The sequence below is a fragment of the Corynebacterium sp. HMSC08D02 genome (assembly GCF_001807505.1).
Classification (GTDB): Bacteria; Actinomycetota; Actinomycetes; order Mycobacteriales; family Mycobacteriaceae; genus Corynebacterium; species Corynebacterium pseudogenitalium.
The window spans coordinates 13,965-28,566 of record NZ_KV789233.1 but is presented as its reverse complement, the minus strand read 5'-3'; the positions used below and the strand labels follow the sequence as shown (position 1 = coordinate 28,566).

Here is a 14,602-nt window from a genome sequence, read left to right as displayed (position 1 = left end):
CAGAGGTATGGCTGTACAGCATGGAACGATTCCACCACCGGCGCTCCAGCAGCGCGCCCCCTCCCTTTCGAAAAAGCAGTGGGCGGGCCTCATTCTTGGCGCCGTGCTCTTCGCGCTCCCCTTCTTTTTCAACATCCCTGGCCTCGAGGCTCCCGGCCAGCGGATGCTTTCTATTTTCCTGTTAGCGATTGTCTTCTGGATCCTCGAGCCGATCCCGCTGACCGCGACCGCGGTGCTGGTGATCTTCCTCGAGGTCATCCTGCTTTCGAAGGGCGCCATCGTTGACCCGACGGGCGGCGTCGAGGCGCTGAAGGAGACGGTGCTGCCGGCGTCCGACTACTTTGCGGCGCTGGCGAACCCGGTGATCATCCTTTTCTTGGGCGGGTTCATGATTGCGCATGGCGCGGAGAAGTTCGGGCTGGACAAGAACCTGGCGGCGATTATGCTGCGGCCCTTCCCGGATAAGGCGCGGCTGACGGTGCTGGGGCTCATGCTGATTACTGCACTGCTGAGCATGTTTATGTCGAATACGGCGACGACGGCCACGATGTTCGCGGTGGTCATCCCGATTCTGCGCACGCTGCCGCCGGGTAAGGTGCGCGCGGGTGTGGCGCTGTCGATTCCGCTGGCGGCGAATGTGGGCGGCATCGGTACGCCGGTGGGCACGCCGCCGAACGCGATCGCGATTGGTGCGCTGGCGGAGTACGGCATCAAGGTGTCCTTCGCGCAGTGGATGCTGCTTGCCGTCCCGTTCATGCTGGTTGTGCTGGTGTTTGCGTGGCTGTTCCTGTGCGTCGCGTTCATCCCTTCGGAGACGCGGATCTCGATTGCAATGGATGCGTCCTGGGATACGTCGTCGAACGCGAAGCTGTTTTACGCGGTGGCGGGGCTGACGATTGCGCTGTGGATGAGCGAGCCGCTGCACGGGATTTCCTCGAATATTGTCGGTTTCTTCCCCGTCGTTGCGCTGCTGAGCCTGAAAGTGATGAAGGGCAAGGACGTCCAGGCGCTGGACTGGCCGGTGTTGTGGCTGGTCTCCGGCGGTATTGCGCTGGGCACGGGCGTGGGTGCGACGGGCCTCGACGATTGGCTGGTCGGCTCCGTGAACTGGAAGGTGCTCGGCCCGATGATGATCCTGGCGCTGCTGGGCCTGATCGGGTTTGCCATGGCGAACGTCATTTCCCACTCGGCGGCGGCGAACCTGCTGGTGCCGCTGGCGGTCTCGCTGGCGATCACGCTGTCCGAGCCGAGCCCGATGCTCATCGCGGTGATTGTGGCGATCGCCTGCTCGCTGGGTATGGCGCTGCCGATCTCCACCCCGCCGAACGCGATTGCGTACGCCACGAAGGAGATCACCATCCCACAGATGGCGCAGGTCGGCCTGGTGGTGGGTACGGTGGCAACGCTGCTGCTGATCTTCGTGATGCCGTCAGTATGGACGCTGCTGGGGTTGCTGTAGATGATTCCCCACTCAACAATCGCGGTCATCGGTGCGTCGGAGGCGTCACGCACCATCCAGACCATCGTGCGCGACGCGTTCGGCGGCACCCACACGGTGCTCACCTACCCGTCGCTGACGGACTTGCCTCGCACGGACGACCTCGCGCTCGTCACCGTCACGGTGCACGAGCACGGGCTCACCGCCGATCACCCGCTGGTCAAATTTCTTGACGACGCCCACTACGAACACACCCGCATCATCGTCCTGACCACGGCACCGACGGTGTCGGGCCTGGACCGGCTCAGCGAGCTGGGCAGGCTGGACATGCTGGTGTACACGCCGGAGATCCACGACGAGGCCCTGGCACGGAACCTGCAGCAGCAGCTCACCCGCTATTGGGCGTCGCGCTACCACGACAACCCCGAGCTGGCGTCGAAGTACGACCAGCCGGCCGCGCCGGCCCTGGATGTGGAACTGACAAACGAGGAGATTGTCGGGCGCATTATTGATGCAGCCGACCGCCACCTTGGGCGCCAGCCACGCCTGGTGTTTCCTCCCGGGGTGAACCTGACCACGGAGGGCAAGGAGGTCGAGGAGGTCATCTTGACTATCTCGGGCGAGGTGGTGCTGCAGCGCAACACGGACGCAGGCGACATCACGATGCACCGCGGCTCGACGGGCCTGGTCATCGGCCTGTTGGCGCTGGCGGGCACGCGCATCGGGTTCTTTACCGCCCGCACCACGACGGAGGTCACCGCGGTGCAGCTGCCGATGGACCAACTCAACTACCTGCTCGACATCGCCCCTGGCCTGGACCGCATGCTCGCTGTGTTGCTGGTGCGCTCCTACGACCGGCGCCTGCGCCGCTCCGAGGACATCCAGGTGCACCAGCACGAGATGACCGCGGAGCTTGAGCAGGAGCGGGCGCGGCTCAGCACCGCCTTGCGCAACCTGGAGGAGGCCCGCCGAGAGCTGATGAGCCAGGCCCGGTTCGCCTCACTCGGTGAGTTGGCGGCGGGGGTCGCCCACGAGCTGAACAACCCGATGGCCGCGATTGAGCGCACGGCGGCGCATCTCGGAGAGGACGTCGATACGCTGCTTGCGGCGAGCCCGAACCGGAAGTGGCGCGAGGGCGTGCTCAAGGCGTTTGAGCAGGCGAAACTAGCACCCTCGGTGAGTACGAAGGAGGCGCGCAGGCTGCGGCGTGAGCTCACCGAGATCATCGGCGACCGCGCGCTCGCGCAGCGCTGGGTGCTCGCCGGGCTTCACGACGCCGCCTTTGCTAAGCAGGTGGCTCGCTCCCGCAGGCTCGACTTCGAGACCATCGAGCGCGCTGCGGCGATCGGCACTGGGGTGCGCAATCTGTCCACCGCAGCGACCCGCATCACGGAACTCGTGGCCTCGCTGCGCTCGTACGCGCGCCCTGACGGCGACCCCGTCACCGATGTCAATGTCCACGAAGGTATTGACGACACGCTGCGCCTCATCTCGCACCGGCTCGACCACGTCGAGGTCATCCGCGATTACGCGGAGCTGCCCAACATCACGTGCATGCCGGGCCAGCTTGCGCAGGTGTGGACGAACCTGCTGACCAACGCCGCCGAGGCGATGCAGGACACGGGCGTTGGCAGCGCAGTCACGATCAGAACCAGCGCACCAGAGCCGGGCTGGATTGAAGTCGACATTATTGATGACGGCCCCGGCATCCCCGGCGAGCGCCTCGAGCGGCTCTTCGAACCGCGTTTCACCACGAAGAACGGCCAGGTGCGCTTCGGGATGGGCATCGGCCTGAGTGTGTGCCGAAGCATCATCAATAAGCACCACGGAACCATCACGCTGGAGTCCTCGCCACGAGGCACCCAAGCCAGCGTTCGCCTACGTATCAACGGACCAAGGAGACACCATGAACCTCACCATTCTGATTCTTGAAGATGAAGCCGAAGTGCGCGCCGCCCTTGAGCGCGACCTCCTCCCCTTCGCGGACACCGTCCGCCTGGAGGTTGCCTCCAACGCCGACGAAGCATGGGAGGTGATCGACGAGCTCAGCGACGACGGCGACCTCCTCGCGCTCGCGCTGTGTGATCACCGCATGCCCGGGACCACCGGCGTGGAGTTCCTTGTGCAGATGATGCAAGACCCACGCACCGCGGCGACCCGGAAGGTGCTGGTAACCGGGCAGGCGCAGCTCAAGGACACCGTGCACGCGGTGAACGAGGCGAACCTGGACTACTACATCGCTAAGCCGTGGGACGTCGAGAACCTGCACAGCGTAGTGCGTGACATGTTGACGGACTACGTGGAGGCGCTAGACATCGACCCGCTGCCCTACTTCGAGGTGCTGGACCAGCAGCGGGCGCTGAAGCTTACCCGCCACCGGGACTAATGGATGGAGGTTGGTGAGTGCTCGGGCGGGATCTTCGGGTGGTCTAACAGGTCGAACCCGAAGAGGATCCGGTCCTTGACTCCCGCCAGAATCGCCTCGACGGAGTAGACGTCGCGGAACGTTTGCTTCGTAAACACTTCGGCGGGTGAGCCTTCGGCATAGATCTTGCCTTCGTGGAGCACGATGATGTGGTCCGCGAAGCGCTCAATCAGGTCGATTTGGTGCAGGCTTACTACCGTTGTGATGTTTCGTTCAACCGTGAGCGCCTTGATTTGGTGCAGGATTCTGTACTGGTTTTCGATGTCGAGTGCGGACGTGGGCTCATCGAAAAGCAGGATGTCTGGCCGTTTGACCATGGCCTGCCCGATGAAGACTTTTTGGCGTTGGCCACCGGACAGGTTGCGGATGGCGACGTCGCGCAGGGGCTGCAACTCAAGCATGTCGAGCACCTCGTTGACGTCGTCGATGTCTTCCTGCGTGGTGCGGATGCCCAGCTTGGCAACTTTGCCGATCATCACCGTTTCAAACACGGTGAACGGTAGGTCGCCTTCCGTGTGCTGGTTCAGGTAAGAAATGTTACCGGTGGTTGTAATCTCGCCGGAGATCTTCTTGCCGCGCCCTTGGTTGTGTGAGCGGACAATCGACGTCATCAGCGTGGTCTTGCCAGCACCGTTGCGCCCCATCAGTACGGTGACCTCGCCGGGTTTGGCTTGGAAGCTGATGTTGTTGATGATCTGGCGCTCGCCATAATCGAACGAGAAGTTCTTGACGCGAATCATGCCGCTACACCGCCCTTTGACGGCGCTGGCTGGTAAGCGCGTAGACCAGGAACGGAATGCCGATGATGGAGCTGATGATGCCGATTGGCACCACAACCCCAGGGACGATCAGCTTCGAGAGTATAGAGGACACCAGCAGGATCATCGCACCAAGAATGGCGGAGCTGGTCAGGTAGAACCGTTGGTCCTCGGAGACCAGTCGGCGCGCCAGGTGCGGCGCGGCCAGGCCGATGAAGCCGATCTTGCCGCAGAAACTCACCGCGAGCGCGGTCAGAATCGAGGCCAAGACGAGGGAGAGGATCTTCACGCGCCCGACTTTGACGCCGAGCGCTTCCGCTCGTGCTTCACCGAACTTCAGCGCGGTCAGGTTCCACGCGTTGCGCAGCAGCACCGCGAAGACAACGACGAACGTCGAGAGCAGGATCCACGCCTGCGGATACGAGGCGCGGGTGAGCCCGCCCATCGTCCAGAAGACGATGTACGACAGGCTCTCTTCTGACGCGCGGTACTGGATCAGGGACAGGAAGGCGTCGAAGAGGAAGTTCAGCGCGATGCCCGCAAGCACGAGTGATGAGTTGCTCATCTCGATGTACTTGCCCACCGCGAAGATAACCAGCACGGAGACCAGCGCGAGCAGCAGCGCACCGCCCGTAACGAACACCATCGGCAGCGCCATCACAAAGACGATGGCTGCGCCAAGGCTCGCTGCCGAGGACACGCCAAGCGTGAACGGGCTGGCAAGCGGGTTATTCAGGATCGTCTGCATCACGGCACCCGCCAACCCCAGACTCATCCCCACCCCAACTGCCATGAGGGCAGCCGGCATGCGCATGCGGAAGAACGCAACGTGCTCAACCGAATCAGGATCTAGCACGGCGGAGAAGTTCGAGAGCTTGATGTTGGCGGGGCCGACGCAAAGATCCACCACGAAAAGGACTACGACCGCCAAAATGGCAAATGCGACCAGTAGTCCTTTCGGGAGGCTTTTTGTTCTTGCCTTACTCATACTTGATGAACCAGGTTCCCTCGTATGGGATCGGCATGTACTTATCGAAGTACTCCTTGATCAGCGCTTCTGGATCCAGGTCCGCGAACTCCTCCGGGTGGAAGAGCTTGGCAAGCTGCGCGTAGGAGTAGAAGTCCAGCATTTCGCGGGTCATAGGGTGACCAATCGCGTACAGCTCGTTGTTCTGGATTGCCTTGAGCTTGTCCCAGCCCTCGCGCTGGCGGAACGACTCCATCGAGGCCAGCGCCTCCTCATTGGAGACAGAGAAGCCCATCTTGACCGAGTCCGGCTGGTTCGCCCACAGGGAACCCGAGAGCACGATTTTGTCCGGGTTGCTGACCAAGACCTGTTCGGCGGAGAGCGCCTCGGCGTCGTCCGCAGCCATAAAGTGCGTCGCAATGTTGTCCGCGCCGACGGCGTCCAGGATGGCGCCCCACATGATGCCGGCGCCGTAGGTGTTGCCGAATTCGGTCGGGCCGTTCGAGGTCGTCTCAAAGTAGACCGACGTGGTGTGGTCCAGCTTCGAAGCGCGCTCCTCGATGTCGCCGACGACGTCCCCGTAGAACTTCGTGATCTCGTCGACGTTCTTCGTCAGCCCAGTGGCTTCAGCGATGATCTTGGTGGACTGAATATGGTTTTCCAGCTTTTGGCTGTGGTAATCGATGTAGATTACCGGGATGCCAGTCTGTTCAGCGATGACATCCATCTTTGCTTTCTGGCGAACCGGAGCAATGACTCCGTCGACACCCATCGTCAAAAGTTGTTCGGCGGAGATCTGATCCTTCGTCGCATCACCAATCTTCGGGATATCAGCAAGCTCCGGGTTCGCCTCAAGCAAAAGGTCCCACAGGTCCTGTCGGTTGGACTCGAGGCCCTTATCCATCGCAGCGATCTTAGACGTGTAGTTGTCCCGGTCAAGGGCCGCCATCGTCAAAAGCGGCCCGCCAGAACCAGAAAGCTGAATGGCTGCGTGCTCGAGTGGCTTCTCCAGCTGAATCGTGTTCCCGGTGATGTCCGTGATGGTCACTGCATGCGAGGCGTCTGCGGCAGTCTGGCTCGTTTCCGAGGCAGGCTCGTTGTCCGCAGGGCTGCTGCATCCAGTCACTGTCCACATCATCGCGGCACAGAGCACTACAGCTGGGAGGGATTTCTTCGCGGAGAAGGCCATGATTATCGACTTTCACTGTGGTTTGGTTGCACCGATTCCGAGCAAGGAATGTGAAGGCGCAAGGGTGGATGGCTCCACCCCACTAGCAAATGTTCAATTAATGAATTGAACAATCAAATTACAGCACATGTGAAAGCGATACGTCAAGCCTGTCAAATTATTGTGAGACCTCTTCTGAAGCCTCCGCAATCGCGGCCGCGAGGCGCCGGGCCGCCTGTGCGATCTCCTCGTCGCTGATCACCAGCGGCGGCGTCAGGCGGATCACGTCATCCGCCGGCGCGTTGAGGATCACGCCGTGCTCAAGGCCAAGCTTGACGACGCGCTTCGCCACCGGCTGCTCCAAGACCACGCCGAGCATGAGCCCACGCCCGCGGACTTCCTTCACACCCGGGATCTTCGAGGCGGCGTCGTAAAGCACCTGGCCTTTGCGACGCACCTCCGCGAGGAAGGCGTCGTCGATGGTGGCCAGCACTGCCGTGGCCGCCGCGCACGAGACTGGGTTGCCGCCGAACGTGGTGCCGTGACTGCCCGGAGTGAAGAGCTTCGCCGCCTCGCCGCGAGCGATCGTCGCGCCGATGGGCAGGCCGCCGCCGAGGCCCTTGGCCATAGTGATCACGTCCGGGAGCACACCCTCGTGTTGGAAGGCGAAGAAGTCGCCGGTGCGGCCGACGCCAGTCTGCACCTCGTCGGCGATGAAGAGGATGCCATACTTGTCGCACAGCTCGCGGACCTGGGTGAGGAAGCCTTCCGGGGCGGGGATGACGCCGGTCTCGCCCTGGATGGGCTCCAGGATGATGGCCGCGGTATCCGAAGGGTTCTGTTCCACGAGTGCGGTGAGCGCCTCGATGTCGCCGTAGGGGTAGAACTCCACGCCGGCGGGCAGGGGCTCGAACGGCTTTTGCTTGTCGGGCTGGCCGGTCATGGCGAGCGCGCCCATGGTGCGGCCGTGGAAGCCGTGCTGCGCTGCGAGGATGCGGCGGCGACCCGTCAGGCGCGCGAGTTTGAAGGCGGCCTCGTTGGCCTCGGTGCCGGAGTTGCCGAAGTAGACGCGGGCGGTGTCATCACCGACGTGCTCGCGGAGTGCCTCGGCGACCTTGACCACGGGTGCGGAGCCGAACAGGTTCGAGACGTGGCCGAGCGTCGATAGCTGGTTGGTGACCGCCTCGACCACTGCCGGATGCGCATGGCCGAGCGCGTTGACCGCGATGCCGGCCAGCATGTCGATGTACTGCTTGCCATCGGCGTCAGTCACGGTGGAGCCGGAACCTTCGACGAGTTCGACTGGCGGAACCGGGTAGTTATCTAAAAGCGCGCCCGCCCAACGCTGCGTGAAGTCCTTCATGCGTCATCCTTTCTAAAAATGGTGCCGTCCGGGTACTGGGAACGGTCGTAATCATCTGGCAGAACCATGGTGCCCACACCGCCCATCGTGAGCAGCTCAAGCAGGACGGAGTGTGCGACGCGCCCGTCGATGACGTGGGCGGCTTTCACCCCACCCCGCACCGCGGTCAGGCACGCCTCCATCTTGGGGATCATCCCCGAGTCCAATGCTGGCAGCATCTGCTCGAGATCCCCGGCCTCGATCTTAGACAGCAGCGAGTCCCTATTCGGCCAGTCTGTGTAGAGGCCTTCCACGTTGGTGAGCACCACGAGGCGCTCCGCGCCGATCGCCGCGGCGAGCGCGCCCGCGGCCTCGTCGGCGTTGATGTTGTACACCTCACCGTTCTCTCCCGGCGCGATGCCGGAGACCACCGGGATGCGGCCGGCCTCGATGATGTCCATGACGGCGGCGGGGTTCACGTCGGTGATCGTGCCGACGAGCCCGATGTCGCGGGTTTCGCCGTCGACTTCGACGGTGCGGCGCTTCGCGGTGAACAGCCCGGCGTCCTCGCCGGAGGTGCCCACCGCGTAGGGCCCATGGGAGTTGATCTTGCCCAGCAGGTCGCGCCCGACCTGGCCGAAGAGCACCATGCGCACCACGTCCAGGATCTCCGGTGTGGTGACGCGGAACCCGCCGACGAACTCGCCGCCGTCCAGGCCGAGGCGGGAGAGCATCGCGCTGATCTGCGGGCCGCCGCCGTGGACGACGACGGGCTTCGCGCCGACGGTGCGCAGGAAGACCATGTCGGCGGCGAATGCGGCCTTGAGGTCTTCATCGATCATGGCGTTGCCGCCGTACTTGACCACCACAATTTTGTCGCGGTAGTGCTGCAGCCATGGCAGTGCCTCTGCCAGGACGGTTGCCCGCTGCTCGCTGCTGAGATTCGCTAACACGGTGCCTCCTAGCTGCTGTATGCGGAGTTGATTTCGACGTAGGCGTGCGACAGGTCGGTGGTGCGCACGGTGGCGCTGCCCTGCCCGCCGGTGCCGAGGTTGACGACGACCTCGATGTCCGCACCGCTCAAGTCCACGTCGCGCGCGCCCGGCGCGCCCGCCGACTGCTCGCATACGGTCTGCCCGTTGAAGGTGACGGAGATGTTCTCGGCGTCCATCTCGGCGTCTGCCATGCCGACGGCGGCGAGCACGCGGCCCCAGTTCGGGTCGGAGCCGAACATTGCGGTCTTGACTAGGTTGTCGCGCCCGATTGTCCGGGCTGCGTTGAGCGCCTGGGCGTCGTCGGCTGCGCCTTCGACGGTGATGGCCACGCGCTTGGTCACGCCTTCGGCGTCGGACTGCATCATGGCGGCGAGCTGCGAGCAGGCGTCCTGCATCGCGGCGTCGAGGTCTTCCTGCGTCGGGGTGATGCCGCTTGCGCCGCTGGCCATGGCGATGACGGTGTCGTTGGTGGAGGTGGAGCCGTCGATATCGAGGGTGTTGAAGGTGGTGGCGACGGCGCGGTCGAGCGCGGCCTGCAGCGCTTGGCTCTCGACGTCCGCGTCCGTGGTGATGCACACGAGCATGGTGGCAAGCGACGGCGCCATCATGCCGGCGCCCTTGCCCATCCCGCCGAGCGTCCACCCGTCACCGTTGACGACGACCTCTTTCGCCACGGTATCCGTGGTCTTGATGGCGACGGCGGCGTCCGCGCCATGGTCGCCGAGTTGCTTCACGACGGCCCCGATGCCGTACTCGACCTTGTCCATCGGCAGCAGGTCGCCGATGATGCCGGTGGAGCACACCGCGATCTGCGAGGCCTCCGCCCCGATACCCGTGGCGGTGAGCTGCTGCATCGCCTTGGCGTCCTCGAAGCCCTGCGTGCCGGTGCAGGCGTTGGCGTTGCCGGAGTTAAACACGACGGCGGACAGCGCGCCGCCCTTGATTACTTCGCGGCTGACCTTGACCGGAGCCGCGAAGACCTTGTTGCGGGTGAACACGGCAGCGGCCGCGTTCTTTGGCCCTTCGTTGACCACGACGGCCATGTCCGGCTTGCCGGATGCCTTGATGCCGGCCGAGGTTGCTGCGGCGCTGAATCCTTTGGGGGCGGTAACACCAGTAGTGCTCATGATGAAAATGTCCTTTACAGTCCGTTATGAGAAGAAGTAGAGATGGAATGGGGCTGGCGGTTACGGGGCCACCCCGGCTCGCGAGAGTCCCGCGGTCTCTTCGAGCCCGAGCGCGAGGTTCATGCACTGCACAGCACCGCCGCCGGTGCCTTTGGTGAGATTATCGATGGCGCTGGTGACCACCAGTTTCTTGGCCGATTCGTCGACTTCTACCTGCACGTGGCACATGTTTGAGCCGACCACGTGCTGCGTCTGTGGCTGCTGCCCTGCCGGGAGCAGGGTGACGAAGGCTTCGCCCGCGTAGGCGGATTCGTACGCCGCGCGGACCGCGGCCGCGTCCACGCCCTGGGCAAGGGGTGCGACCACGGTGGTGAGGATGCCGCGCGGCAGCGGCGCGAGCACCGGCGTGAAGCTGATGCCGACCGGAGACTGCGCAACTTCCTGCAGGTTCTGCTGGATCTCCGGGGTGTGCCGGTGGGTGCCGCCAGCGCTGTAGGCCTTCAGCGAGCCCATCGTTTCCGCGCCCAGCATGGCAACGCTCGCCTTCTTGCCTGCGCCGGACACGCCGGTGACGGAGACGATAGTCAGGTCCGGCTCGACCAGGCCGGATGCCACCACGGGCCACGCCGCGAGCGTAGCGCCCGTCGGGAAGCAGCCGGGCACCGCGATCCGCGTGGCTGCTGCGATCTGCTCGCGGTGGCCGGGCAGCTCCGGCAGGCCGTACGGCCAGGAGCCGGCGTGCTCGGAGCCGTAGTAGTGCTGCCAGGCATCGGCGCTGCGCAGGCGGAAGTCCGCAGCACAGTCGATGACCGTGACCTCTGGCGGCAGCGCCGCGCCGATCTTCGCGGAGTGCCCGTGCGGCAAGCCGAGGAAGACGACGTCGTGGCCCGCGAGCACCTCTACCGTGGTGGGTTCAATGATGCGGTCGGCAAGCTCGGGCAGGTGCGGCATGAGCTCCCCGACCGAGGCGCCCGCGTTGGAGGCTCCGGTGAGCGCACCGATTGCAAGCTCGCCCGCGAGGTATGCCGGGTGGCCGAGCAGCAGGCGGAGGATTTCGCCGCCGGCGTACCCGGTAGCGCCCGCGACTGCTACGTTCAACACTTTTTGCTCTGACATACACGGCAGCGTAACAGATATACGGCGCGCTGTATGTTATTCAGGAAAATTTCTTTCCTCCTACCCCCGGAAACACGTCTGCCCACTACCGAAACGGAATCGGCAGTGGGCAGTGAACGCGTATTTTATGCCATCAACGCATATTCATATATCCCTAGATAACACCTTGCGCCAGCATCGCGTCAGCGACCTTCTTGAAGCCCGCAATGTTCGCGCCGGCCACGTAGTCGCCTTCCATGTCGTACTCCTTCGCGGTCGAATCGACCGTCTTGAAGATGTTCGACATGATCTCGTGCAGACGCTGGTCGGTGTACTCGAAGGACCAGGAGTCGCGCGAGGCGTTCTGCTGCATCTCCAGCGCAGAGGTGGCCACGCCACCCGCGTTGGCGGCCTTGCCCGGCGCGAACGCGATCCCCTTCTGCTGGAAGTAGTGGGCAGCCGCAGGGGTGCACGGCATGTTTGCGCCCTCGGCGACGTAGCGCACACCGTTGTCCACAAGGAGTTTGGCGTCGTCACCATCGAGCTCGTTCTGGGTGGCGCACGGCAGGGCAACATCCGCCTGGACTTCCCACACGTTGCCGTCCCGGTGGAATTCGACGCCCTCGCCGGCCTCAGCCGCGTAGGTGGAGATGCGCCCGCGGCGCACTTCCTTGACATCCTTGAGCAGTTCGATGTCCACGCCGTTCGGGGTGGTGACGTAGCCGGAGGAGTCCGACATGGCCACAACCACGCCGCCGAGCTGCTGCACCTTCTCCGCAGCGTAGATGGCTACGTTGCCGGAACCGGAGACGATGACCTTGGAGCCTTCGAAGGACTCGCCGTGGGTCTGCATCATCTCGGAGGTGAGGTAGACCAGGCCGTAGCCAGTCGCCTCGGTGCGGACGAGGGAACCGCCCCACTTCAGGCCCTTGCCGGTGATCACGCCGGACTCGTGGCTGTTCTCCAGGCGACGGTACTGGCCGAAGAGGTAGCCGATCTCGCGTGCGCCAACGCCGATGTCACCGGCTGGCACGTCGCGATATTCGCCGATGTGGGTGTGCAGCTCCGTCATGAAGGACTGGCAGAAGCGCATGATCTCGGCGTCGGACTTGCCCTTCGGGTCGAAGTCAGAGCCGCCTTTCGCGCCGCCGATTGGCAGGCCGGTCAGGGAGTTCTTGAAGATCTGCTCGAAGCCCAGGAACTTGATGATGCCCAGGTTCACGCTCGGGTGGAACCGCAGCCCGCCCTTGTATGGGCCGAGCGCGGAGTTGAACTGCACGCGGAAGCCGCGGTTGACCTGGATTTGTCCGTTGTCATCGACCCATGGGACGCGGAACACAAGTTGGCGCTCTGGCTCGCAGAGACGCTCAATGAGGCCGTAGTCAGCGTAGTGAGGATCCTTGTTGAGGACGATCTTGAGGGAGTCAAGCACTTCCGCGAGTGCCTGGTGGAACTCCGGTTCCCCCGCGTTCCTCTTCTGCAATTTGCCGTAATAGTCAGAGATCTGTTGATCGATAGACATGTGAATCCTTTCTTCGTGGCGCCCCTTCCGTGGCGAGCACTATATTGACTGGACCCCTGTTAGTTTTCCCTCATTGCAAAAGCGTCGCAGGAAAAAATCCACCGAATTTTTGCGACATAAATCACATTTTCTGCGCTATTTCACTAGTGTTTCCACGAAGTAGAACAGCCCGATGCCCAGGAAGATGATCCCCGGCAGGTACTGCAGGCCCGGGATGTTGCGCAGCTGCGTCTTCGCCGCCACCTGAATCAGCACGGACATCGCACTGAACACCAGCAGCGTGACACCCAGCAGCAACCCCAGCATGCTGAGCTTTTCCGCCAGCCCGTCGTAGTGGCTCATCATCGGCGTAAAGAAAGAGGTGAAGAACACCAGCGCCTTCGGGTTCGAGATGTTGGTGACGTACCCCAGCCGCACCGAGGCACCCGCGGTGCGCGCGGCCACGCTCGCCACTTCTTGCTCTTCAGTACTTTTCGACGTCCCCTTCGCCGCCTTCACGCTCCCCCACAGACCGAACGCGCCGAGCAGCATCAGCGCCACCGACCCCGCCAGCGGCAACACCACCGACAGCGCGGGCACGACGTGCAGGAGCGCCTCAATCCCGAGCAGCGCGAGTACCGACCACGTTGCCACCCCAAGCATCGCCCCGAGCGCAGTCCAAAACCCCGCCCGCTGCCCGTAGCGTGACGTCTGCGTGCCGATCGCCACAATGTCCGGACCCGGAATCGCCATCACCGTTGCCCAGGTGAGCACGTCTACGAGCACGGGCGAACCTCCTACGCATCGGGCCGATGATTTCAGTAGGAGCAAGGATATGCGCTATCCGCGACATCCGGGCGTGATTCGTGCAGCTCCGACTGGGGTCTAAAAATCACCGACCCCGAGAACGCGAACGAGCCGACGGCCTACAAATTACTTCGCGAGCTCCACAGCGAACACCGCGCAATGGAGCAGGGAGTATTTCACCGACTGTGTGAGACGCCAGGCATCCTGAAGGAGAAGGACCAGGCGTTTTACCGGGTGATGTTCCAGTTCCGCCAGTACCAAGCCGGGCAGCTCGTGGCCAAGGCCTTGGAAGTCACCGATGGGAACCCGTACAAGGTGGTCGGGATGATGCGCTACCACCACCCATCTATAGAATGCGCCTGGGTTGTCGACGCCGTTATGAAAACCACCGTGGAAGAAGCACTAAAGACGCTCGGGAGGGACCACAGCCCGCAGGCCGTCGAGGAACTCTGGTTGGAGCTCAATGAAGAGGCGGACCTGATCGCGAAAACGAAGCGGGTGCTACGCCTCGCCGGGTGGGCAAAAGACATCGCCGACATACCATGCAGCAGCGAGGCGCTGAAACAGATCTTCCAACAGGACCAACGCGAGGCAGCCTGGACCGTGATTGACCAGCACCTAACGGAGCCAATCACCGCCCTGATGAACCAGCAAGAAGAGGAAGACCCCTGGGCGGTGGACTGGGACAGCTAAGCCTTGTCCCCTGTCTGCTCACTGGCCATCTTCGCTTAGTTAGCGAAGAGCAGCTCCTGGGCTGACGCTCGTTCGCAAGTTTGCGAATAACGGCGACATGGGCCTGGGTGATCTGTTTTTCGAAGATTTCAACTTGCTGCTCAAAAGACGCAAATTCTGTGCGATTTAAAATCAAGTCCGCAATCGCCGTGGAGAGAGACCACCACAATCATCGTGGACAAGATCTGCCAGCTTATAACAACCACACCTGGCTGAGCTGTTGGGTTATCACTAGCAGCAGACGGGT

The 14,602-nt window shown here is 63.1% G+C and carries 13 protein-coding genes; 4 read left to right on the top strand and 9 right to left on the bottom strand.

Annotation, left to right across the window (positions count from 1 at the left end; translation table 11 throughout):
- Positions 1-7 precede the first annotated feature (7 nt).
- Genes HMPREF3170_RS00125 through HMPREF3170_RS00115 form a run of 3 tightly spaced genes read left to right on the top strand, consistent with a single transcriptional unit; the run spans position 8 to position 3,824 of the window.
- Positions 8-1,459: an SLC13 family permease gene (locus HMPREF3170_RS00125; protein WP_070476955.1), complete on the top strand. Its 1,452-nt coding sequence runs from the start codon at positions 8-10 to the stop codon at positions 1,457-1,459.
- Positions 1,460-3,370 carry a sensor histidine kinase gene (locus HMPREF3170_RS00120; protein WP_083290768.1) on the top strand — a complete coding sequence of 637 codons (1,911 nt, stop codon included), beginning with the start codon at positions 1,460-1,462 and terminating at the stop codon, positions 3,368-3,370.
- Positions 3,345-3,824 (top strand): response regulator, encoded by a 480-nt coding sequence (locus HMPREF3170_RS00115; RefSeq protein ID WP_070476953.1) that lies wholly within the window; start codon positions 3,345-3,347, stop codon positions 3,822-3,824. The genes HMPREF3170_RS00120 and HMPREF3170_RS00115 overlap by 26 nt, the downstream gene beginning before the upstream one ends.
- Here the strand turns inward: HMPREF3170_RS00115 and HMPREF3170_RS00110 are convergent.
- The 9 genes from HMPREF3170_RS00110 to HMPREF3170_RS00070 all read right to left on the bottom strand — a co-directional run bounded on the left by HMPREF3170_RS00110 (position 3,821) and on the right by HMPREF3170_RS00070 (position 13,602).
- A complete protein-coding gene (locus tag HMPREF3170_RS00110) occupies positions 3,821-4,603 on the bottom strand; it encodes an ABC transporter ATP-binding protein (RefSeq protein ID WP_070476951.1) in 783 nt (260 codons plus the stop codon). The two genes, HMPREF3170_RS00115 and HMPREF3170_RS00110, sit on opposite strands and share 4 nt — an antisense overlap.
- 4 nt (positions 4,604-4,607) lie before the next feature.
- Positions 4,608-5,552 (bottom strand): FecCD family ABC transporter permease, encoded by a 945-nt coding sequence (locus tag HMPREF3170_RS00105; RefSeq protein WP_168161597.1) that lies wholly within the window; start codon positions 5,550-5,552, stop codon positions 4,608-4,610.
- Between the two features lie 49 nt (positions 5,553-5,601).
- The gene (locus tag HMPREF3170_RS00100) at positions 5,602-6,777 is read right to left on the bottom strand and encodes an ABC transporter substrate-binding protein (protein ID WP_070476947.1); all 1,176 of its coding nucleotides are present in this window, start codon (positions 6,775-6,777) and stop codon (positions 5,602-5,604) included.
- A gap of 157 nt (positions 6,778-6,934) precedes the next feature.
- A complete protein-coding gene (locus HMPREF3170_RS00095) occupies positions 6,935-8,119 on the bottom strand; it encodes an acetylornithine transaminase (RefSeq protein ID WP_070476945.1) in 1,185 nt (394 codons plus the stop codon).
- Positions 8,116-9,051 (bottom strand): acetylglutamate kinase, encoded by a 936-nt coding sequence (argB, locus tag HMPREF3170_RS00090; RefSeq protein WP_070476943.1) that lies wholly within the window; start codon positions 9,049-9,051, stop codon positions 8,116-8,118. Before argB ends, HMPREF3170_RS00095 begins: the two co-directional genes overlap by 4 nt.
- 8 nt (positions 9,052-9,059) lie before the next feature.
- Positions 9,060-10,220, bottom strand: coding sequence for a bifunctional glutamate N-acetyltransferase/amino-acid acetyltransferase ArgJ (argJ, locus tag HMPREF3170_RS00085; RefSeq protein ID WP_070476941.1), 1,161 nt, complete (start codon positions 10,218-10,220; stop codon positions 9,060-9,062).
- A 60-nt stretch (positions 10,221-10,280) separates the two neighbouring features.
- Positions 10,281-11,336, bottom strand: a complete 1,056-nt coding sequence (gene argC / locus HMPREF3170_RS00080; protein ID WP_070476939.1) for an N-acetyl-gamma-glutamyl-phosphate reductase — start codon at positions 11,334-11,336, stop codon at positions 10,281-10,283.
- Between the two features lie 154 nt (positions 11,337-11,490).
- On the bottom strand, positions 11,491-12,837 hold the full coding sequence (gdhA, locus tag HMPREF3170_RS00075) for an NADP-specific glutamate dehydrogenase (RefSeq protein WP_070476937.1): 1,347 nt from the start codon (positions 12,835-12,837) through the stop codon (positions 11,491-11,493).
- A gap of 135 nt (positions 12,838-12,972) precedes the next feature.
- Positions 12,973-13,602, bottom strand: a complete 630-nt coding sequence (locus tag HMPREF3170_RS00070) for a LysE family translocator (RefSeq protein ID WP_070476935.1) — start codon at positions 13,600-13,602, stop codon at positions 12,973-12,975.
- Positions 13,603-13,782: 180 nt separating this feature from the next.
- On the opposite strand from HMPREF3170_RS00070, the gene HMPREF3170_RS00065 reads away from it, so the two are divergent.
- Positions 13,783-14,316 (top strand): hypothetical protein, encoded by a 534-nt coding sequence (locus tag HMPREF3170_RS00065; protein WP_070476933.1) that lies wholly within the window; start codon positions 13,783-13,785, stop codon positions 14,314-14,316.
- The last annotated feature ends 286 nt before the right edge of the window (positions 14,317-14,602 follow it).